The organism is Paenibacillus turicensis, from assembly GCF_050461185.1.
GTDB classification, from domain to species: Bacteria; Bacillota; Bacilli; order Paenibacillales; family Paenibacillaceae; genus Fontibacillus; species Fontibacillus turicensis_A.
Map to the genome: position 1 here is coordinate 35,539 of NZ_JBCMOR010000012.1, position 20,965 is coordinate 56,503.

The 20,965-nt window shown below is 36.1% G+C and carries 19 protein-coding genes; 13 read left to right on the forward strand and 6 right to left on the reverse strand.

Annotated features, from left to right (window positions below; genetic code table 11):
• The first annotated feature begins 47 nt into the window (after window positions 1-47).
• On the forward strand, window positions 48-563 hold the full coding sequence (locus ABE099_RS16330; protein WP_430032150.1) for a hypothetical protein: 516 nt from the start codon (window positions 48-50) through the stop codon (window positions 561-563).
• A gap of 346 nt (window positions 564-909) precedes the next feature.
• Here the strand turns inward: ABE099_RS16330 and ABE099_RS16335 are convergent, their stop codons facing one another.
• Window positions 910-2,874, reverse strand: coding sequence for an ABC-F family ATP-binding cassette domain-containing protein (locus ABE099_RS16335; protein WP_430032151.1), 1,965 nt, complete (start codon window positions 2,872-2,874; stop codon window positions 910-912).
• Window positions 2,875-3,181: 307 nt separating this feature from the next.
• On the opposite strand from ABE099_RS16335, the gene ABE099_RS16340 reads away from it, so the two are divergent.
• From ABE099_RS16340 to groL, 5 genes are all read left to right on the forward strand, one after another.
• The gene (locus tag ABE099_RS16340; protein ID WP_430032152.1) at window positions 3,182-3,817 is read left to right on the forward strand and encodes a 5-formyltetrahydrofolate cyclo-ligase; all 636 of its coding nucleotides are present in this window, start codon (window positions 3,182-3,184) and stop codon (window positions 3,815-3,817) included.
• Between the two features lie 105 nt (window positions 3,818-3,922).
• Window positions 3,923-4,408 (forward strand): MogA/MoaB family molybdenum cofactor biosynthesis protein, encoded by a 486-nt coding sequence (locus ABE099_RS16345; RefSeq protein WP_430032153.1) that lies wholly within the window; start codon window positions 3,923-3,925, stop codon window positions 4,406-4,408.
• A gap of 319 nt (window positions 4,409-4,727) precedes the next feature.
• On the forward strand, window positions 4,728-6,479 hold the full coding sequence (locus tag ABE099_RS16350; RefSeq protein ID WP_430032154.1) for a carboxylesterase family protein: 1,752 nt from the start codon (window positions 4,728-4,730) through the stop codon (window positions 6,477-6,479).
• Between the two features lie 345 nt (window positions 6,480-6,824).
• Window positions 6,825-7,106 carry a co-chaperone GroES gene (gene groES, locus ABE099_RS16355; RefSeq protein WP_210087233.1) on the forward strand — a complete coding sequence of 94 codons (282 nt, stop codon included), beginning with the start codon at window positions 6,825-6,827 and terminating at the stop codon, window positions 7,104-7,106.
• A 72-nt stretch (window positions 7,107-7,178) separates the two neighbouring features.
• Complete coding sequence (gene groL / locus ABE099_RS16360) at window positions 7,179-8,807, forward strand: chaperonin GroEL (protein WP_430032155.1); 1,629 nt, start codon at window positions 7,179-7,181, stop codon at window positions 8,805-8,807.
• A 164-nt stretch (window positions 8,808-8,971) separates the two neighbouring features.
• Here the strand turns inward: groL and ABE099_RS16365 are convergent, their stop codons facing one another.
• The gene (locus ABE099_RS16365) at window positions 8,972-9,340 is read right to left on the reverse strand and encodes a hypothetical protein (protein WP_430032156.1); all 369 of its coding nucleotides are present in this window, start codon (window positions 9,338-9,340) and stop codon (window positions 8,972-8,974) included.
• 318 nt (window positions 9,341-9,658) lie between these two features.
• Here ABE099_RS16365 and ABE099_RS16370 point away from each other — a divergent pair, with 318 nt between their 5' ends.
• Both ABE099_RS16370 and ABE099_RS16375 read left to right on the forward strand, forming a co-directional pair.
• Window positions 9,659-9,856, forward strand: a complete 198-nt coding sequence (locus tag ABE099_RS16370) for a hypothetical protein (RefSeq protein ID WP_430032157.1) — start codon at window positions 9,659-9,661, stop codon at window positions 9,854-9,856.
• Between the two features lie 280 nt (window positions 9,857-10,136).
• The gene (locus ABE099_RS16375) at window positions 10,137-11,129 is read left to right on the forward strand and encodes an Ig-like domain-containing protein (protein ID WP_430032158.1); all 993 of its coding nucleotides are present in this window, start codon (window positions 10,137-10,139) and stop codon (window positions 11,127-11,129) included.
• Between the two features lie 79 nt (window positions 11,130-11,208).
• Here the strand turns inward: ABE099_RS16375 and udk are convergent, their stop codons facing one another.
• The 3 genes from udk to ABE099_RS16390 form a co-directional block, all read right to left on the reverse strand.
• A complete protein-coding gene (gene udk, locus ABE099_RS16380; protein ID WP_430032159.1) occupies window positions 11,209-11,847 on the reverse strand; it encodes a uridine kinase in 639 nt (212 codons plus the stop codon).
• A 359-nt stretch (window positions 11,848-12,206) separates the two neighbouring features.
• Window positions 12,207-12,629, reverse strand: coding sequence for a hypothetical protein (locus tag ABE099_RS16385; RefSeq protein WP_430032160.1), 423 nt, complete (start codon window positions 12,627-12,629; stop codon window positions 12,207-12,209).
• Between the two features lie 139 nt (window positions 12,630-12,768).
• On the reverse strand, window positions 12,769-13,926 hold the full coding sequence (locus ABE099_RS16390) for a hypothetical protein (protein ID WP_430032161.1): 1,158 nt from the start codon (window positions 13,924-13,926) through the stop codon (window positions 12,769-12,771).
• Between the two features lie 388 nt (window positions 13,927-14,314).
• On the opposite strand from ABE099_RS16390, the gene ABE099_RS16395 reads away from it, so the two are divergent.
• Window positions 14,315-15,247, forward strand: coding sequence for an alpha/beta hydrolase fold domain-containing protein (locus ABE099_RS16395; RefSeq protein ID WP_430032162.1), 933 nt, complete (start codon window positions 14,315-14,317; stop codon window positions 15,245-15,247).
• A gap of 91 nt (window positions 15,248-15,338) precedes the next feature.
• Here the strand turns inward: ABE099_RS16395 and ABE099_RS16400 are convergent, their stop codons facing one another.
• Window positions 15,339-17,243, reverse strand: coding sequence for a BglG family transcription antiterminator (locus ABE099_RS16400; protein WP_430032163.1), 1,905 nt, complete (start codon window positions 17,241-17,243; stop codon window positions 15,339-15,341).
• A 214-nt stretch (window positions 17,244-17,457) separates the two neighbouring features.
• Between ABE099_RS16400 and ABE099_RS16405 the strand changes: the two genes are divergently transcribed.
• The 4 genes from ABE099_RS16405 to ABE099_RS16420 are packed head-to-tail and all read left to right on the forward strand — an operon-like array spanning window position 17,458 to window position 20,874.
• A complete protein-coding gene (locus tag ABE099_RS16405) occupies window positions 17,458-17,784 on the forward strand; it encodes a PTS sugar transporter subunit IIB (protein WP_430032164.1) in 327 nt (108 codons plus the stop codon).
• Between the two features lie 13 nt (window positions 17,785-17,797).
• Window positions 17,798-19,027 (forward strand): PTS sugar transporter subunit IIC, encoded by a 1,230-nt coding sequence (locus ABE099_RS16410; protein WP_430032165.1) that lies wholly within the window; start codon window positions 17,798-17,800, stop codon window positions 19,025-19,027.
• A gap of 20 nt (window positions 19,028-19,047) precedes the next feature.
• Window positions 19,048-19,392 (forward strand): PTS lactose/cellobiose transporter subunit IIA, encoded by a 345-nt coding sequence (locus tag ABE099_RS16415; protein WP_430032166.1) that lies wholly within the window; start codon window positions 19,048-19,050, stop codon window positions 19,390-19,392.
• Window positions 19,393-19,431: 39 nt separating this feature from the next.
• A complete protein-coding gene (locus ABE099_RS16420) occupies window positions 19,432-20,874 on the forward strand; it encodes a glycoside hydrolase family 1 protein (RefSeq protein ID WP_430032167.1) in 1,443 nt (480 codons plus the stop codon).
• Window positions 20,875-20,965: the final 91 nt, after the last annotated feature.

Sequence of the window (20,965 nt, forward strand, 5' to 3'; positions counted from 1 at the left end):
ACTAACTTTCAAGAATTTAAAAATTTATATAAAGGAAGTGTAGAGATTTGGATAAAAAATATAAAAATCCTATCGGACGTACGATTATTTCTGGATGTATCTTGCTCTCTTTATTCACATTATCAGGTTGTACGTTTAACAGTACTAAGGTAGTTCAGGAGGACGTTTATACTAACAATGATCGTTTAGTGCAGCAATCTAATACGTTTACGTATACAAATACTGCAAAAAAAAGTATAACAGATAAAAAATTAACTCTTGAATTTAGTACGTTCACAGGTGTTGATACATTGTGGGTGGTAAGCTCTGATACTGAACAGGAGCTAAAAATTGATATAGACCAAAAAATTACTGATGGTAAATTTAAAACGATTGTGGTTAGCGATGATAAGGAGACTCGTGAAATCAATGTGCTGAGTGAAGGTAGCCAAGCAAAAACAGCTTCAATTACTCTAAAGCCAACAACAGAATACCGGATAAAAATTGTAGGTAGTAAGGCAAAAGGAAACATAAAAATGGAATTAAGCTCCGAGCAAGATGTTCATTTGACAGCTTTAGAGTAATGAAAGGTCAGTAAATAAGAGGATTAGTGAGTCAGATAATCAAATGGTTAGAATCTAGAATGTAAGGTCTCATGATAGAGATGTATGACTCCTTGTGAATAATATTGTCCACAGGTAGTGAGTAACATTTTCAGAAAAAGCTGAAAGCATTGATCCAACAGCTTAGATTAATTGTTTTGCAAATAAATCAAGTTGTTTTCAATAAATTGTGGATAATGTGCATAACTAAGTGGATAAAGTGAACATTTTATGTCTAAAAAAATTTTAGTATAGAAAAAGCGGCTTTTTCAGCCGCTTAAATGTTGGTTTTAAACCTTTGAATATCTGTGGATAACACTGTATATAGTTATTGAGACAATAAAGACTCCCATTCTTCATATACGTTGGTTAGTTCATTTTTATGGTTATCAATAGCAACCTGTCGTTTTTGAACAGCAACGTAGTCTTGATAAACCTCTGGTAAAGTTAATTCAGCTTCCAACGCTTCAATTTTACCCTCTAACTCTGCTATTTGATCCTCAAGTTGCTCAATTCGTCTTGCTCTAGCTCGTTCCTCACGTTTTGCTTGCTTATCTGCTTCAAAAGCAATCGCACCACTTTTAGGAGAGGTAGCATTGGTGGAGGAGGTAAGTTCTTCGACTTTTTTGTTTTTGACTGTTTCTTCGTTTGCTAATTCGGCAGCTAACTCCGCTAGTTCTTCTTTTTTCGCAATATAATCGTCATAATTACCCAGGAAATGCTCTGCGCCATTTGGATGTAGTTCAACGATTCGTTCTGCCATTTTGTTAAGAAAATACCGGTCATGTGAAATGAATAGTAATGTACCATCATAATCAAGCAAAGCAGACTCTAATACTTCCTTACTAAATAAATCTAAATGGTTTGTAGGCTCATCCAGAATCAGAACATTAGCACGTAATAACATTAGCTTAGCCAAAGCGACACGTGCCTTTTCACCACCACTTAACGCAGATACCTTCTTCAGTACATCGTCGCCACTAAACAAAAAGTTACCAAGTACACTCCGAATACGAACTTCTTCAAGATGAGGATAGGCACTCCATACTTCCTCTAAAATTGTATTACTTGGATTTAAATGACTTTGCTCCTGATCGTAATAGCCGATTTTAACTTTAGTTCCCCAATTGATATTACCTGATGAAGGTTTAAACTCATTGGTTAGCATTTTTAGTAAGGTGGATTTTCCAATCCCGTTTGGCCCAATTAGTGCAATCATTTCTCCACGACGCATTTCAAATGAAACATGTTTGAATAACGGGTTTTCTCCCGGCTTAAAAGCAAAACTAATATCCTTTACCTGTAAAACATCCTTACCACTCATAATTTCAGCTTCAAATGAGAAGTTCGCCCGCTTTAAATCGCCAAGTGGACGATCCATTACATCCATCTTTTCCAGCGCTTTACGACGACTTTGTGCTCGTTTTGTAGTAGAAGCACGAACAATATTTTTGCGAATAAAATCTTCCATTTTTTCGATTTCGTCTTGTTGCTTTTCGTACATTTTGAGTTGGCTTTCGTATTCAGCGGCCTTTAATTCAATATATTTGCTGTAGTTGCCCGTATATTTACGTGACTGGTGCCGTTCTATTTCGACAATGGCTGTAACAAGTCGATCAAGAAAATAGCGGTCATGGGATACAACTAATAGCGCACCAGAGTAATTGCGAAGGTAGTCCTCTAACCATGTTAATGTCTCGATATCAAGATGATTTGTAGGCTCATCCAGCATAAGTAAATCAGGGGCTAGTAGCAAAATACGTGCTAATGCAAGGCGCGTTTTTTGTCCACCACTTAAAGTTGAAATAAGTGTATCGGGTGGGAATTGTCCAAAGCCCATACCGTGAAGCACACTACGAATACGCGTTTCAATTTCGTAACCACCATGATCCTTAAACCAATCAGATTTAAGTGCGTAGCGTTCTAACAAGGCTTCATATGCCTTTTCATTTACAGCTTCAGAAGGATTGGCAATTTCAACTTCCATCTGTCTTAATTCACGCTCTGCTTGAAGCACAGGCTCGAATACCGTCAGCATCTCATCCCAAATCGTTAGATTGGACTGTAGACCGCTATTTTGTGGGAGATAACCAATCGTCGTTTCCTTTGATTTAAAAATTTGTCCCCCATCATGAGATAATTCACCAGCTAAAATTTGTAATAATGTAGATTTACCTGCGCCATTGACCCCAACCAGTCCAATTCGATCTCGTTCAAGGACTTGCAGGTTAATCCCACTTAATATCGGTGTAACTCCAAATAATTTACTTATATTACTAGCTTGAAGCAGCATCTTTGTATTAATCCTCCTAATCAACAAAACACTATAGTATTAGTTTACATGAAATGAAGAAGGTTTGCATTGAGGAGTTATGGCAAGATGATTTATTTTCATAGAGTAGCAACGTTAATAAAATTTAAAAATTTAGCTATTTATATACCACATGTAGTTTTTTGGGATTATTATTAAACTAGATATGGAAATTCAAACAAAATGGAGTCATTTGTAAAATGATTTGCTTTGCTTTGTTTTCATTTTGGAGTAACAATGATACACTAAGATGAGAATGGACTAAGAATTGGAAGGACGTCAAAAGGGAATGGAACTTACAGATAAGAAAAAACAGCTTCGTCAAGACATGAGGGAACTGCTTTCCAGTAAGTCTTCACACACACGCGCCACAGAGAGTGAGCTTGCGAACGACCTTTTAATTGAGCGGGTTATCGTACCTTTGCGTTGTAATTTAGATCGACCGCTTACTGTATTTAGTTATCTCTCATTTGGACACGAGCTAGACACCTCTTATTTGATCCAGCATTGTTTGCGGGCTGGGGATACTGTTGTTGTCCCACGCGTAGCTTCTAAAACAGCGCTTCAATTGCATGAGCTACATTCTAATCAAAAGCTCGTTGTCAATAAAATGGGGATTTCTGAACCCGAACCCAATAGTCCAATTTTGCCCCCAGCACGATATCATGGTATTGACCTCGTCATCGTCCCAGGCTTAGCTTATGATGTCACAGGTGGACGTATTGGATATGGTGGTGGTTATTATGATAGATTTATCGCCCAGTTGTACAGAGATGCTGAAGGTGAAGATGCAGGTGTAGATGCGAAACATCCGTTGTTAGTATCCTTATTATTTAAGGAACAGCTTATCAACGAAGTACCTATAGCACCACATGATTTTAAAGTAAATATGTTAATTACAAGTGAAAAAGTGTACAAGTGTTAACAAATACTAGCTAGTTTAATCATAAATTTTTAAATATATAAATGGAAATAATAACTAACTTTAAAATGTGATTTGTAGTTCTAAGTGGATGGGAGGAGTGGCTTCATGATATGGAAGACAGCAATTCTGACGGCAAGTGATAAAGGATCAAGAGGTGAACGTGAAGATACGAGTGCTCAGGTTATCCGAGAGCTTGTCGAAGAGGAATTAGGGGGCGAGATAGTTGAATACCGTATCGTTCCTGACGAACCAGATGAAATTATTGCAGCATTAATTGAAATGACAGATTATTTCCACGCTGACCTAGTATTTACTACAGGGGGTACAGAGTTGGCGATACGTGATGTCACCCCAGAGGCAACTCGTCGTGTAATCGAGCGAGAGGTGCCAGGAATGGCAGAAGCAATGCGTTTTTCAGCAATGCAAAAAAATCCAGGCGCGATGCTTTTTCGTGGAATTGTAGGTATACGTGGACGAACCTTAATTGTGAACCTGCCTGGTACACCAAAAGGTGTGCATGAGAACCTAGCCGCGATTATGGAACAACTACCCGAAGCATTGCTTATGGTCACAGGACAATTTAGATTATAGAGGTTAGTAAATTAGAAAACTAGAAAGTTTGAATTAGTATGCTTTTTTGTATAATTATACAAGATTACTAAGGCTAAGGATTCCCTTATTTTCCCTATAATATTTGAATTGCAAGTGCTTTCAAAATATGATATATTCCTCTTACAGATAGGGATGTAACCTTACTTTGGGCATAACCTAGACTGATACAACAGCGTTTGTATTGGTTTGGGTTTTTTTGCGTCTATCTGTATTTTCTTACAAAATAAAGGGGGGACATGAGTACATTCATTTTGAATTCATGGCAACTTAAGAGAATACGTATAGGGAGGGTTTCAACATGAAAAAGAACAAAATTATTGCATTACTATTAAGTGCAGTTATGATGACTTCAATAACTAGCTTTTACACTGCACCACAGCAAGTAAGTGCAAACCAGCAAATCAATAAGCAGGTTGCTGCTGTTTATAAGCCAGGCATTGTACAAGAAACCAAATTTGGCAAGGTCAAAGGGGTTAAGGATGAACTAAACCAAGCTTTAGTGTGGAAAGGGGTACCTTATGGTGGAGCAACCACAGGTAAACAGAGATGGAAAAAGCCTGTAGATCCTATTAAATGGTCTGGCGAATTAGATGCTACTAAACCAGGGGATGTAGCGATTCAACTTAGTGGTAAAAATATTATTGGTTCTGAAAGCGCTTTAAACTTAGATATTTATCGTCCTGACAATGCAAACAGCAAACTTCCGGTATTTGTATATATTCATGGTGGAAATAACCAGACGGGGATTTCTGGCGAAATTACAGGTAATTCCTTTGTTAAGGATATGAATGCGATTTTTATTTCTGTTAACTACCGACTTGGGCCTTTAGGTTTTAATCCACTGCCAGCTCTGAATACAGGCGATAAGCTAGAGGATTCTGGTAACTATGCTCTTTTAGATATTGCTAAGTCTTTAGATTGGGTCAAAGAAAATATTGCTCAGTTTGGTGGAGATGCAAACAATATCACATTATCAGGTTTTTCGGCTGGTGGTCGTGATGTGATGGCAATTTTAGCGTCACCTGTGTTTAAAGGAAAGTTTCATAAAGCGATCTCCTTTAGTGGTGGCATGAGCATTGCTAATAAAGAAGATAGTGCTAAAGTATTTGCAAAAGCAATCGCACCTTTGGTTGTAGAAGATAAAGTTAAAGCTACAGAAGCTGAAGCTTATCAATGGTTACTTACGACAGGGAATGATGTGAAGGACTACTTATATTCTGTTCCAGCAGAAAAGCTGGCTAAATTGATGGGGAACGCAGGAATTAGAATGAGTGTATTCCCGCATTTATACAACGATGGTTATGTATTGCCAAAAGAGGGCTTTAACACAACCACCTACAATTCTGTGCCATTATTAATGTTAACTGGTGCTAATGAATTTTCTTTATTCGGAAGATTTGATGCTTATTTTGCAAAAGATGTTGCGAACAATGAAATCAATACAAATCCAAGTAAAGTTGCAGAATATGATTTTGTGAACAAATACGGTGGGGAGCTATACAGCTTATTTAACGTGAAGGAATCAGCTCAAAAAATGGCTCCATTTTATAAGTCTGATATTTATGGGTTAGAAATTAACTTTGGTAAGGATGCTTATGTTGCAGGGAAAGAGTTAGCCACATTTGGTGCGTTTCATGGTGTTTTTGTCCCACTATTAGCGCCAGACAACCAAAACTACGCTACACTAGTTGGTGATGGGTACAAAACAGAAGGTGCCAAAGATTTAAGTCGCGTATTTAGAGGTTATATTTCTAACTTCCTGAAGACGGGAAATCCAAATGGTCAAGGCTTAACAAACTGGAATCCATGGACTAACAGCAATGAAATGGATGGCCAATCGTTGATGATTTTAGATGCAAACCGTTTTAAAGCATTAGCTTACATGTCAAATAAACCATATACGTATGAGATCGTCCTAAATGCGATGGACCAAGATCATAGTATTTCTGCAGAAACTAAGCAAAATATTATTTCTAAGGTTTTAAATGGGAGATGGTTTAGTAAGCGTTTGGATCAAAAATATAACAATCCTTCCTTATGGGTAAAATAAAGCTAAATGGAGAATGAAAATTTAATTCTTAGTACTTAAAATTATTTTGGCTCAATATAGAAAATCGTGCTAGATGGATTGGCGATTGATACTCTCCCAAGTGCCTTCGCCATACATTACTTCTAAATAGCATGAAGTTTCGTATTGAGCCATTTTGTATGCTGTTTTAGTTAGTTTTGATCACCTTAGCAAATTTTCTTTAAAAAAATTAACAAAGAAACTTGAAATTTTGTCTCAAGTTGAGTATCATAAAAATTGGTTGTTAGCACTAAAGCATATCGAGTGCTAACAGAGTGTAAAATGCTTATAAAATTAACACAACATATTTAAAGGAGGACATTATTCATGATCAAACCTTTAGGTGAACGCGTTTTGGTGGAAGCGATCGAACAAGTACAAACAACTGCATCTGGACTAGTACTTCCTGATACAGCAAAGGAAAAGCCACAAGAAGGTAAAGTAATTGCTGTAGGTAGCGGTGTATTAAAAGATGGCGTTAGAGTTCCTCTTGAAGTTAAAGAAGGAGACCGTGTTTTGTTCTCTAAATATGCAGGAACTGAAGTGAAATACGAAGGTAAAGAATACTTAATTATGAAAGAAAGCGACATCCACGCAGTAATTGAATAATTACGCTAAGATGCTCTTCGTTTTTTAACTGTAGATACTGACTTACAATTTATTTAGGGAGGTAATTTTACAATGGCAAAAGATATTAAATTCAGTGAAGACGCTCGTCGTTCAATGCTAAATGGTGTAGATGCGTTGGCAAACGCAGTAAAAGTTACGTTAGGACCTAAAGGTCGCAACGTGGTTTTGGAGAAAAAATTCGGTAGCCCGTTAATTACTAACGATGGTGTAACGATTGCAAAAGAAATCGAGCTTGAAGATGCATTTGAAAACATGGGTGCACAATTAGTTAAAGAAGTTGCAACTAAAACCAACGATGTAGCTGGTGACGGTACAACGACTGCAACTGTTCTTGCGCAAGCTTTGATTCGTGAAGGCTTGAAAAACGTAACTGCAGGCGCTAGCCCAATTGGTCTTCGTAAAGGGATCGACAAAGCGGTTAAAGCTGCTGTAGCTGAGCTACAAAAGATCTCCAAAACAATCGAAGATAAACAATCTATCGCACAAGTTGCAGCAATCTCTGCTGGGGATGATGAAGTTGGCGAATTGATTGCAGAAGCAATGGAAAAAGTAGGTAAAGACGGTGTAATCACTGTTGAAGAATCCCGTGGATTCGCTACTGAATTGGAAGTTGTAGAAGGTATGCAATTTGACCGTGGATACATTTCTCCATACATGATTACAGATACAGACAAAATGGAAGCTGTCCTAGACAATCCTTACATTTTGATCACAGATAAAAAGATCAGCAGCACACAAGAAATCTTGCCTCTACTTGAAAAAGTAGTACAACAAGGTCGTCCGCTTGTAATCATCGCTGAAGACATCGAAGGCGAAGCACTTGCGATGCTTGTTGTGAACAAATTGCGTGGTACATTTAACGCTGTTGCTGTTAAAGCTCCTGGCTTTGGTGACCGTCGTGAAGCAATGTTGCAAGATATCGCTGCATTAACTGGTGGTCAAGTGATTACTGAAAAATTAGGTCTTGACCTGAAGAGCACAGAAATCACTCAACTTGGTACTACTCGTCAAGTACGTGTAACTAAGGAAAACACAACAATCGTAGACGGTAATGGCGACAAAGCTGATATTACAGCTCGCGTAAACCAAATCCGCGCTCAATTAGAAGAAACAACTTCTGAATTTGACAAGGAAAAACTACAAGAACGTCTTGCTAAATTAGCAGGTGGCGTTGCGGTAGTTAAAGTTGGTGCGGCTACTGAAACTGAATTAAAAGAACGTAAATTGCGTATCGAAGATGCATTAAACGCAACTCGTGCTGCAGTTGAAGAAGGTATCGTATCTGGTGGTGGTGTTGCACTAGTTAACGTATATAGTGCAGTTGCTGGATTAAATGTAGAAGGCGACGAAAAAACAGGCGTAAACATCGTGCTTCGTGCACTTGAAGAACCAATCCGCACGATCGCAGCTAATGCTGGTGAAGAAGGTTCCGTCATCGTTGACCGCTTGAAGAAAGAACAACCAGGAATCGGCTTCAACGCTGCAACTGGCGAGTGGGTAAACATGATTGAAGCAGGTATCGTTGACCCTGCGAAAGTAACTCGTTCCGCATTGCAACACGCTGCATCCGTAGCAGGCTTGTTCCTAACTACAGAAGCAGTCATTGCAGACAAACCAGAACCAGAAAAGCCAGGAATGCCTGACATGGGCGGTATGGGTGGAATGGGCGGCATGATGTAAGGCGCTTAAGCCCTTATATCCGTGCTAAACTGAGTAGATTTTTGATCAATTAGATTGAAGATTTGTGAAGCAGTCACTGTAACGAATTATAAATGATATAAAGACCACTCCTTAATAAATTAAGGAGTGGTTTCTTATTACATACAAACTATTTAAAATATATTTTAATAGTCTACGGTGTAGTATCCATAATAACTTGTTTCGATATAGATTTTGTGATATCCGTACATTTGCGTACGTACAGTTCCTGTACCTTGTACGGTTCCCAACCATATATGCTTTCCATCACTAGTAATCTTATAAACTTTATAAGTTCCTTCTGGTTGACCGACAACATTGATTTTAGTAACTCCGTTAAAATAAATATCAGTAGTAGAATCACGAACGTCTATAGGACTTGTACTAGCAAATAAAGAAAAATCTCTTGATTCCTTTACTGCCTCTATTGTTGAATTACTGCTAGTAATTAATTCGTCAGCGAAGGTGGCTTGTGCAGGTAGTAAGACTACCATCATGGAGGCTAGACTAGACATTAATAATTTTTGTAGTTTTTTCATATTTAACATCTCCTAATCTACCAAATTTAAATTCTTTACAATAGTAATAAAATGGATGTAACTTAGCTCGCATCACCCCCTTAAATGAGAGTTAAATTGAATATCTGTACCTTTTATCCGTTTCGAGGTAAGTCTTTACAGTGGAATTTTATTACAAATTTATATTATCATTTTTTAAATCAAATGAATAGTATTATATGTAAAAAAACCTATTGATTATATAATTATAATTAATATGTAATTAAAGTTTTCTAAGCAAATGGGAATTATTTAATTTCATATCTTGTTTTTTAAATGTGCTTAAGCTTAAAAATAGATCGTTCAACACATTCGTTATCGGATATGGATAACGTAATTATAAAACCTCATATTGCTGGTGATACTGATCGATATGCTGAACGGATGATTGACCTCGTTTCTTATAACTTGCGTTCATACTTAGAGGATATTAGTTTGTTAAAAAATGTAGTTAATGCAAGAAGGCAATATTAATTTTTATAATAGAAATTTTAAAAACTCCCGAGAGGGAGTTTTTTATTTTAAATTTAAACTTTTTTATATTTTATGAAAAAATACCTATTATTATAGACTTAATTTTTTGAGATGTATTCGTTAGAAAGTGGTTCTTTATTATTAATAATATTTAAAAATTTATAAATTATATCCATATTTTCCTTGTTTAATTACTATTATTTATTTATTATAGGTATAAAGATGTAAAAGTAATTTTATAGGAAAAATGTTTTTAAATTACTATGAAAAGGTGGATATTATGCTTATTAAAAAGAAAGTTGCCATTGTATCTTTACTTCTTATCTTTATTTGTACAACCCTATCAACAGCAACTTATGCTGTTGAGCCAGAAACACCTGTAAATAAAAACCTTGTAGTAAATGGGAATTGTGAACAGGGACTTTCAGGCTGGAGTAATGCAGGTCAATGGCAAATTAGGGATAAAGCATTTATGCCTAAAGCAGTGGCTTCTGCATCGATGTATCAGGATATTCCGATTGACAATCTTTCAGTTGGAACTGAATTGCAGCTGAATGCTATCATGTATTCTTTTAATCAGTCACCTACAGACGTAGGAACATTAAAATTAGAAATTTTAAATAGTGATAAAACTAAAATACTAGTTTCACAAAAAGTTGAACATGCAACTGCTACTCCTACTACTAAAACTATATCTATGCTTGTTCCTGAGGAAGCAAACTTTGCTAGAGTAATCTTAGAGGGACGACGTCGTAATGGAAGTGATTTAAATGCAAACTTTAGAAACATAAGCTTAATTCCTATTTCTAAGGTTCCAGAAAGTCAACTAAAAGTAGTTCTAGAGGTTTCTGAACAATTGCAATTTAGTATTGATAGTGATCTTTCTGAAAATACAAATGGTCAGTGGACATCCTCGAATTCAGAGGTTGCAGGTGTAGATATAAACGGATTAGTGAACGCTCTCACAAAGGGTGACGCAAGGATTAGTGTTACTTATGCAGACGGTACAACGGAATATATTGATGTGTTAGTCGTAGACGATGCAAGTGACTATAGACTGGCAATTGATTTGAGAATAGGTCAAACCAGCAGACTAACGATAGATAATTATACTTTTACAAAACTTGTAGAATGGACATCATTGGATCAAAATGTAGCAACAATATCGAATAAGGGGAAAGTCAAAGCAATTAGTGAAGGATTAACGGTTATAAATGCTAAAAATGAACAAGGAAATATAGTGGGTCAAATATATGTTAGAGTAAGGGATTAGAGACATGTACTGCAGCATATAAAAAAATGTATTGGCTGTCGAAGCTTATTCGACAGCCTCTTTAATTTTGTTAGGCTAATTAGTTAATTCCACCCCAACTTTTATCCCCTGACAAATACTTTTCAGTTAAAACAGAAAGCAACTCAATCCCAACCTCATTATGTCCTCCTTCGGGAATAATGACATCAGCGAATTTTTTAGAAGGCTCAATGAAAGCTTCATGCATTGGCTTAACGGTGGATAAATATTGATTATACACAGATTGAATCGTGCGTTCCCGTTCTTCGATATCACGCAAAACGCGGCGAAGAATTCGAACATCAGGGTCTGTGTCCACAAAAACTTTAATATCCAGTAAATTGCGAAGATTTTCGTCTGCAAGAACAAGTAAACCTTCAAGGATAATAATATTGTTGGGCAATAATTCCTCGGTCTTTGTAGTAGAACGTGCATGTTGTGAGAAATCATAGCAAGGCCCCTGAACAGCTTGTCCTTCTTTTAACATAGTTAGGTGTTGAATGAGTAAGTCATTGTCGAAAGCAAATGGATGATCATAATTAATTAAGCCACGTTCTTCAAAACTGAGATGACTGTGATCTTTATAGTAGTTATCTTGTGATATAAATGTAACTTTATCTGAGCCAAGACGATCGATGACCGTTCGTGCCACGGTTGTTTTACCAGAGCCAGTGCCCCCAGCGATGCCAATAATGAGCATATTATGTTCTCCCCCTAAAACTTGTACAATTTTAGTATTGTAGCATAAAATGAGCTAAATTTCTTTATTATATATGGCTAAAAATCAAAATTTAATGTCGTTATGAATTGTAACATGAAATAGCTAGGAGTAATGCATAAACAGAAAAGAACACTGCGAGATTAGTTGTTGGGGCTAGGAGGCTGACTGTCCTAGAAGATGAGGGAGTAAACTTTTCATTCTGAAAATTATGATCCTGTGGTAAAAAATTAAAAGGCTCTTACTAGATAGGAGAAGATATCTCCTTGCCCAGTAAGAGCTCTTGATTAAATTTGAGTTAAACAACCATATGTTGGTTTTATATAATCCCTAACACATTTTTACCACAAAATTTGAAAGTGTCCTGCATTAGTTGCTGACCTAACCATAACTTTATGGTATCCAAACAAACCATTTACTCCAGTATAATTTAAAGTAGTTGCACCATCAGGGCTATCAATTGAAGTTCGATGCGCATATACTTGATTTGATCTAACTAGATTATTGTTAACATCAAAAATATCAATATAATGTAGCGCATATTGATCTGGATAAATTTTAACTTTAAAATCTCCCGTTAAATAGATGTGAGTAGACCAGTTACCTAAATTGTATATGAGATTATTCAACTGTATTGATGCTTTAGAATCTTGCACCACTTGAGATGAAGGAGCAGGAGTATCGCTTGCAAAAATAGATGAAGCAGGTGCTAAAAGCATAGTGACCGCTGAGAACAAAGCTATTAACTTTTTATTCTTTTTCAAAAAAAACATCTCCTAATAAATAAATTTTTAAATCATTTACTTATGCAGGATACATGGATGTAATAGTTGTTCAATATAGCTAATGGATCACCCCCTTAAGTGGGAATCAAACTTATAACATACATAAGAGTCAGTATTATTAATAAAACAAATACTTCTCATCTCGATCCGTTGAACTGATTACATTTTTTATATAATCAATCGTACCTCCGTGGGACCATGTATGTTCTACTAACCCACTGACTGCTGCAGGGTAAACGGTGCCAGAGCCATTTTGAGTTAAAAATCTATAGTTACCCCAATTGGCATAAGAGTTATATTTGTTAATATATTTTGTTGTTGCTCCAGTATCTTTAGACATAGCAATGGCAGTTACACGTTTGACCGCTTTATTTTGTGAGTTATAACCACCAAATTTAACAACATAAATGGTGTTATAACCAATTTGATAGGTGACAGTAAGTGTGGCATCGGTTGTTTTATAGAAAACCTTATAGCCTGTAATCGTCTTATCTCCAGCACCATAGTTTTTTGAATAATCATAAATGTACTCTGTACTGTTAGGTTCGCTTCCTGGTTGAGTGTTTATCGTGTGTGCAGCTCTGGCATGGAAAAGTGGGAACCAACCCTTTCCTTTGGTGCCGTTGTAGGTACCAAAACCAATTTCTGCAATCCCCACTCCGTTTTGGTCAATCCCTGTATAAAGGTATGCGGCTTCCCCATTTCCATTTGCATAATTAAAATTAGGGAGTGTAACATCATCTGCGACTGCACCTGAATAGTTAATTGAACTATTACTGGTAGGGGAGGTTAACCTATGAAAAGCGCCTGTTTTATAACCTTCTGGTGCTGGACTTGTATTTCCTAAAATAGATTGGAGTGAAAGATTAGATTTTGCTTCTGATTGGGTTTCATTTGATTGGAGTAGAGACGGGGTGTTTTCGGTACTATCATCTATTTCTCGCTTTTCTATCGCAAATCGATCAATTGCGTCGCCATCCTGGGAGCTTTCGGCAGAAGATAACTTTCCAAGTTCATTAATGTCCATAATGACGATTTCTGCATCTTTAAGTTTTTCAATATTTTCACTAGTAGTAGGATCAATCGCGTCTAATAGACTGAACCTAGAATCCGTTAACGTTGAATAACCATTTTGAGCTAATTCTTGATTAATTGCTTCGATTCTGTATTGCTCAAATTTATCAACGGGGTCTGATTGCTGAGCGAGTACAGCGTGAGGAGAAAGTGAGGCAACCAATACTACTGCTAATGATGCTTTTAGTACATTTTTAAACAAATCTTTCACACTCCTTTTTGTATATGGTATTTTATAACAATTTTATAATAGCACTTTGTTTATAGAATTGATAGCATTATTTGTAAAATAAAACCATATAAAATATGAAAAATAAATGTGGATCAATTTATTAAGCTAGAACAGAATGGTTTACTTCAAACCCCTGAATATACGGCTACAAAACTACCCAACATCCAACTCTCAATTCTCCTAAAATAGTTGTTTCCCTTCGATGATCTATCCGTTACTGCTATGAATTGAATTTCATATATTGATTCCATGGAACTAAAATAATAGTTTCATGGAAAATGTAACAAACCTAACTCCGATCTGAAGCAGATTGGGTTATATTGGTATAGGAATTACTTTTTAAGAAGGAGTGTTCAATATGGATGAAAAGGCAGCGATTATTGCAGCCAATGAGACACCAGAGGGAACTCAGCTACTTTACGGTGACTTTCCTGAGGGAGGCGCCTATTATTCCTGTTCTTTTAGGCCAAACGTAGTTTATGCTAAATATGGTGATATTGAAAGAAGACTACAAATTATAGTTCCACAGCGGTTTGGATATAAATTTCCTCTTGTTGTTTTTATTCAGGGCTCTGCTTGGAGAAAACAAGATCTGAATGCAAGCATCCCAAATCTTTGTCAGATTGCGGCAAAAGGGTATGTTGTTGCTAGCGTTGAGATTAGAGATACGGATATTGCACGTTTCCCTGCTCCGTTAGAGGATGTAAAATGTGCGATCCGTTATATGCGTAAACATGCGGCCCAATATGGAGTTGATCCAAATCGCGTTGCAGTTTGGGGTGATTCCTCAGGTGGACATCTCTCTCTGATGACGGGACTTACGATAGGGCAATACAATAATGGGATTCATGGCGAACAAAGTGATGAAGTTAGTGCAGTTATTGACTATTATGGGGTTACTGATTTGCTCACATTAGGGAAGTATAACAATATTCTTGATCATGACGCGCCTGATTCACCAGAAGGATTGTTGATTGGTGGGCGAGTAAAGGACAATATTGAATTAGCGAAGCAAGCTAGCCCAATTCATCAAAACTTAGATAAGGTGCTCCCGCCATTCCTCATTATTCATGGTGATAGCGATTCAATTGTTCATGTTAACCAAAGTATTGAGATATATAAGGCATTGAAGCAGCATGGACAAAAGGCTTTATTTTATAAGGTAATAAATGCGGATCATGGAACAGGGGTGTGGAACCCTCAGGTGCTTGAAATTACTGAGCGGTTTTTATCTGCGCATCTATATCGTCCTAACCTTAATAGACCGCCGTTTCAGCACAGCGACGAGTAGATAAGGCTAAACCTAATATTAAGTCTAAAACAAGACACCAGCGTTCCTAAGTACGTTTTGGTGTCTTTTTCAATTATACATTAGTACAAAACTATTCCCAACACGCGATCAATTGATTTATAAAATTATCAAAATTGTCTATAGAAGACAATAAATTTACATGAATATCATCTGTCAAAATGGTGGCAAGTGCATCAAATACATCACGGAATATCTTCCGATCGTCCTCACTTACTGTAATTAATAAAACAATCTTCACAATTGAATTATCCCAATTAATTCCATTAGTATTTAAATAAATAAACATCCCAGTTTTTCGTGATTCCATCTTAATGGCGTGGGGAAGAGCAACTTGCCCAAATGCTGTTGAAGACATTGCTTCACGTTCCATAATTTTAATGAAGAAATCTTCATCTACATAACCATCACGATACATGGCATGACAGATAAATTGTAAAACATCTTCTTTCCTACTCTTTTCTACGGCATAATAAAAGTGTCTTTCATCCAAAAAAGATTTTAAATGAAGTTTAAATTGGTTTTTCTTTTTTTGTTCTTTTAATTCAGTAATTTTAGTAGATACTTTCTCACGATCACTTTCTATAAAAAATGGAGTAATCACGACGTATGGAACTTCAGGAATTTTATGAAGCTGTGCAGAGGAAATAATTAAATCACTGACCACATTGTTTAAATCGCTCTCATCTGTAACAATAGCATGAATAGAAATATCATCACCAAAATACTGTTGCAATTTATTAATGAGTTGGACATTCATATTGTAGTAGAGAGGAAACAGTACAGTACAAGAAATTTTGATGTTCGTCTGACGCTGTAATTCAATTGCATACCCTAAATGAAAAGCTAAATAAGCGATCTCATCATCACTGATTTGATAGCCTGTTTTTTCCTTTATTACATGTGAAGCATGGACGGCACAATCATAAATGAGAGGGCATTCTTTTTTAATCGTATTGGTTAATGGATTTTTTGCCGTATGGTTGTTTTGTAATCGCATTAACAAATTTTTAACATGTAACGTAAACCTTGTAATAAATTCAGTATCAGCAATGCTTACATAATAGTATTTATCTAAGTTGAATGCAATTTGACTGACTAGCTCAATACAAGCTCTCCCCGCAATCTGCTCTAGGTCACTGGCTTCAATTTGGGTAAAGTTAACATTTGTCCCGTTACAGGCAATTAAAATGGCTAAATCTGCGACCTCTTCATCTGAATACATCACATTAAAATAAGACTCTAATTTGATAGCCATATCTTTGGCAATACGATAAGCATTATTATCCGTATGATAAATGACGTTTTTATTCAAATACTGGAAGTCATGCTTCATCCGGTCCAGAGCAATAGTAATGTGAATGATAACATTTGATAGATAAAAATCATTTGTGAAGAAGTGGTGTGAAGAATAGGTCTCAATCACGACTTTACGAATATAATCTACATCTAATTCTTTATAAACTTCTTTGATTTTATCAATATCAATGAAGCTTCCATTGGCCTCCTCATGTAAAATCCTACTCATTAATTTACGTTTATCCTTCTCATTACCCTGAAGACTTAATTGATCTTTAATCATATTTATTTCTAAATTATTTTTCGCGAGTTTTTCCCTGACCTGCTTTAAATCTAGCCTTAACGTTGACTCGCTAATAAAAAGGGAGTCGCTTAAATCATATATATAGATAGGCTGATTGGATTGAACTAATTTTTTCAAAATATAAGCAATACGTTCAGATTGTGTCTGGGGAATTGCTTGTTGTTCATGAATTAAAAAGGTATTTATCTGATCACTATCTACTTTATAGCCTTTATTAGATGAACTTATTAATCCGGGGTGTATTTGATTAATTTCTCCGATATATGATTTAATAGTCCGTTTGGATACACCATATTTGGCTGCTAAGGTCTGTGATGAAATCCATTGATTACAGGAGTTTAAATATTGAATAAGATCAATGTACTGTGTCTTCATATGATGTCCTCACTTCAAACTATTGCACCATAGCAGTGCAGTTTTTTATTTGAGATCGCTTTCATGAATGTAATATAGTTGACTTGTAAAGAGATAGCGCTATCAATCATGATTATAAGAAAAACTTCTGACAATGTACAGTTTTGCAGTTAGGAGGATCATGGCGCAAGAAAGCTTTAATAATTGATGATTAAAAAAAGTGAGGGGGATTACCATGGTAAATTCAACTGAAGCATTAAAGGTACTATTAGTATGTGGATCAGGGGCAAGCTCAGGGTTTATGGCTGCTAATATTCGTAAGGCTGCAAAAAATCGGAACTTCAATATGGACATCAAAGCTAGAGGAGAGGCAGAAATTGAAAACTATATTGATGATATTGACGCGTTATTAGTAGGTCCTCACTTGGCTTACATTATGGAAGATATTCAGGAAATTACAAAAAACACTAATGTTATTATGCTATTAATGAAATCTGATTATTACTCCACCTTAGATGGAGAAGCGGCTTTAGACGATTTGTTAAGTGAGTTGAATAAATAAAGGGGATAGAGAAATGAACAAACTCATGGAATGGCTCAAAAATGACTTCTCTCCAAAGATGACTAAAATCAATAACAATGTATGGATTATAACTCTTAAAGATTCAGTCATGCAATTGTTACCCTTTATCCTTTTAGGTTCGGTATTTTGCCTTCTCACTATACCAGGTGCTGCTTATGAAATAAAAAATTATCCGAATTTTTGGGTTCCATTTGGTTGGACGATGGGGATGTTGTCACTTCTAATTGCTTTCCTTATTCCTTTTAATTTAATGGAGAAGAAAAAATTAAGAAAACAGCGCCTCATTGCTGGTTGTACAGGCTTAATCACTTTTTTAATCGTTGTTTCTCCACAAGTGATTAAAGATGGCACAATTGGTTTTAGTCATAGCTCCTTAGGTGCTGGAGGTATGTTCGTAGCCATCATAGCGGCTGTTTTTACCGGATATATTATGGGACTGTTTGGTAAGTTTTCCTTTTTCAAAGAATATTCAGTCATTCCCGATTTTGTAAGATCATGGTTTGACTCTATGCTACCAATTGGAATTGTTTTAGTTACAGCTTGGATAGTCGTGGATATTGTGCATGTTGATATTTACAATATCATTTTAAATATTTTTATGCCTCTAGCCAATGTGATCGAGACACCTTGGGGATTTATTCTCATTATGTTTATTTATTGCTTCCTATATTCGATGGGGATTTCAAGCTGGGTATTAACCCCGGTAACTAAGCCTATTTTTTTGGCTGCGATAACAGCAAATGCGACAATGGGGGCTCACAATCTTGTAACATCAGAAACGATTTTTTCAGCTTATTTATGGATTGGCGGAATTGGATGTACATTCCCACTTGTTATTATGCATGTGGTTTCCAAGAGTAGTAAGCTGAAAGCGCTAGGAAGAGCCAGTCTAGTTCCTTCAATTTTTAATATTAATGAACCTATGGTATTTGGTTCTATTGCATGGAATCCAATTATGATGTTACCCATGTGGATTAATGGGATTATCTTGCCAGCCATTGTATGGATCGGTACAAAAGTGATTGCATTTGCACCTATACCGAAAGTAATTTTCGATATGTGGTATGTTCCTTTCCCAATATCTACTTGGGTTACGACAGGAACGATTTCAGGTATTTTACTAATGCTCATCTGTGCGACAGTATCTACATTGATTTGGTATCCATTTTTCAAAACCTATGAAAAGCAAGAAGTTGATAAAGAAGCTGTACAAACTCATTAATTTAGTAAGGAGAGCTTATTATGATTACGGAACAAGTAGCTCAAAATGCAATGCAGATAATTTTGCATGCCGGGGAGGCAAGAAAATTATGTATGGATGCATTAAAAAATATTGAAAATAGTGAATTTGATGCTGCTAAGGAAAACATGAAATTAGCCAATGATAAAATTGTGATTGCGCATCGAGTACAAACGAATTGTATTCAAAAGGAAACAGATGGTGAAGCGGGAGAATACTCTGTGCTGTTTGCGCACGCTCAAGACACATTAATGACCGTATACAGTGAAATTAACCTTGCAAAGCGGCTTTTAAATATTTTTGAGAGCTTTAACGATAGATTAAGCCAATTAGAAAACAAACAATAACTGATATTGTGATCAATTGAGGAGAGGATGGTATCTAGAATGAAGAAAAGTATCCCATCAGGGTTTCCAAAAGATTTCATGTGGGGAGGTGCTATTGCTGCTAATCAGGCAGAGGGTGCTTATAATCTAGGTGGAAAAGGATTAAGTGTAGCAGATATTAATGAATATACAGATAAAATTCCATTAGATAAAAAATATAATATGGAACTGACAACAGATTATATCAAGGATGCAATGAATAAAGAAGATGGTGTCTTTCCTAAACGATGGGGCATTGACTTTTATCATACGTATAGTGAAGATTTAAAAATGTTAAGCGAACTAGGGCTCAAAACGTTTCGTACCTCCATTAACTGGACAAGAATTTTCCCTAAGGGTGATGAACTCGAACCTAACGAAGAAGGACTGAAATTTTATGATCAATTGATTGATGAAATTATAGCTAATGGTATGGAGCCAATGATTACGATATCACATTATGAAATGCCGTTACACCTAACGCTAGCTTATAAGGGCTGGTACTCCAGAGAAATGATTGAATTCTTTGTTCGTTTTAGCAAAGTTATTCTGGATCGTTATCATACTAAGGTGAATAAATGGATAATTATTAACCAGATCAATTTAATTGTTCATGAATCCTTTAATCACTTAGGGATTGCTGAAGATAAAGTGGATGATTTGTTATCTGCTAAATATCAAGGTGTGCATAATGAGATGGTGGCCTGTGGTTTGGTTACGAAATATGCGAAAGAGTTAAATTCTGACTTGCAAATTGGGATGATGCTTTGCGGTGGACCCGCGTATCCAGCAACATGTAAACCAGAAGATGTATTTGCGACAGTACGTAATAATCAAATGGAATATTTCTTCTCTGATGTGCTGCTACGTGGTTATTATCCAGGATATGCTTTTCGCTATTTTGATGATAATAATATTACCGTGGAATTCGGTGAAGGAGACGAAGAAGCACTAAAACATACGGCTGATTTTATGTCTTTCTCCTACTATTATACTCGTATCTTTGACCAAGAAAGTATGAAAAATAAAACAGGGCCATATCGCAATTTAGAGCTACCAGCTAATCCATGGGGATGGACAATTGATCCAATCGGTCTACGTACAACGTTAAATTTATTTTATGATCGCTATCAGTGTCCAATTTATATTACGGAGAATGGCATTGGTTACCATGATAAGTTAGAAGAAGATAATAGTATCCACGATCCCTATCGTGTTGAATACTACCGCGCTCATATCGAACAAATGAAAGAAGCGATTAAAGACGGTGTAGATTTAAGAGGCTATTATGCTTGGGGACCTATTGATATTGTTAGCTGTTCTTCTTCAGAAATGAGTAAACGTTACGGATTTATTTACGTAGATCAGGATGATTATGGTCAAGGAAGTCAGCGGCGCTTACGTAAGGATAGCTTCTACTGGATGCAGAAAGTAATCTCTTCAAATGGTGAAGACCTAGCCTGATTTTATAGTGTTTAGCAGGATCAAATCTTTAATCCCTTGTACTAGGGATTAAAGATTTTTTGTCTTTTGTATTTTTAAGCTGACATCAGTT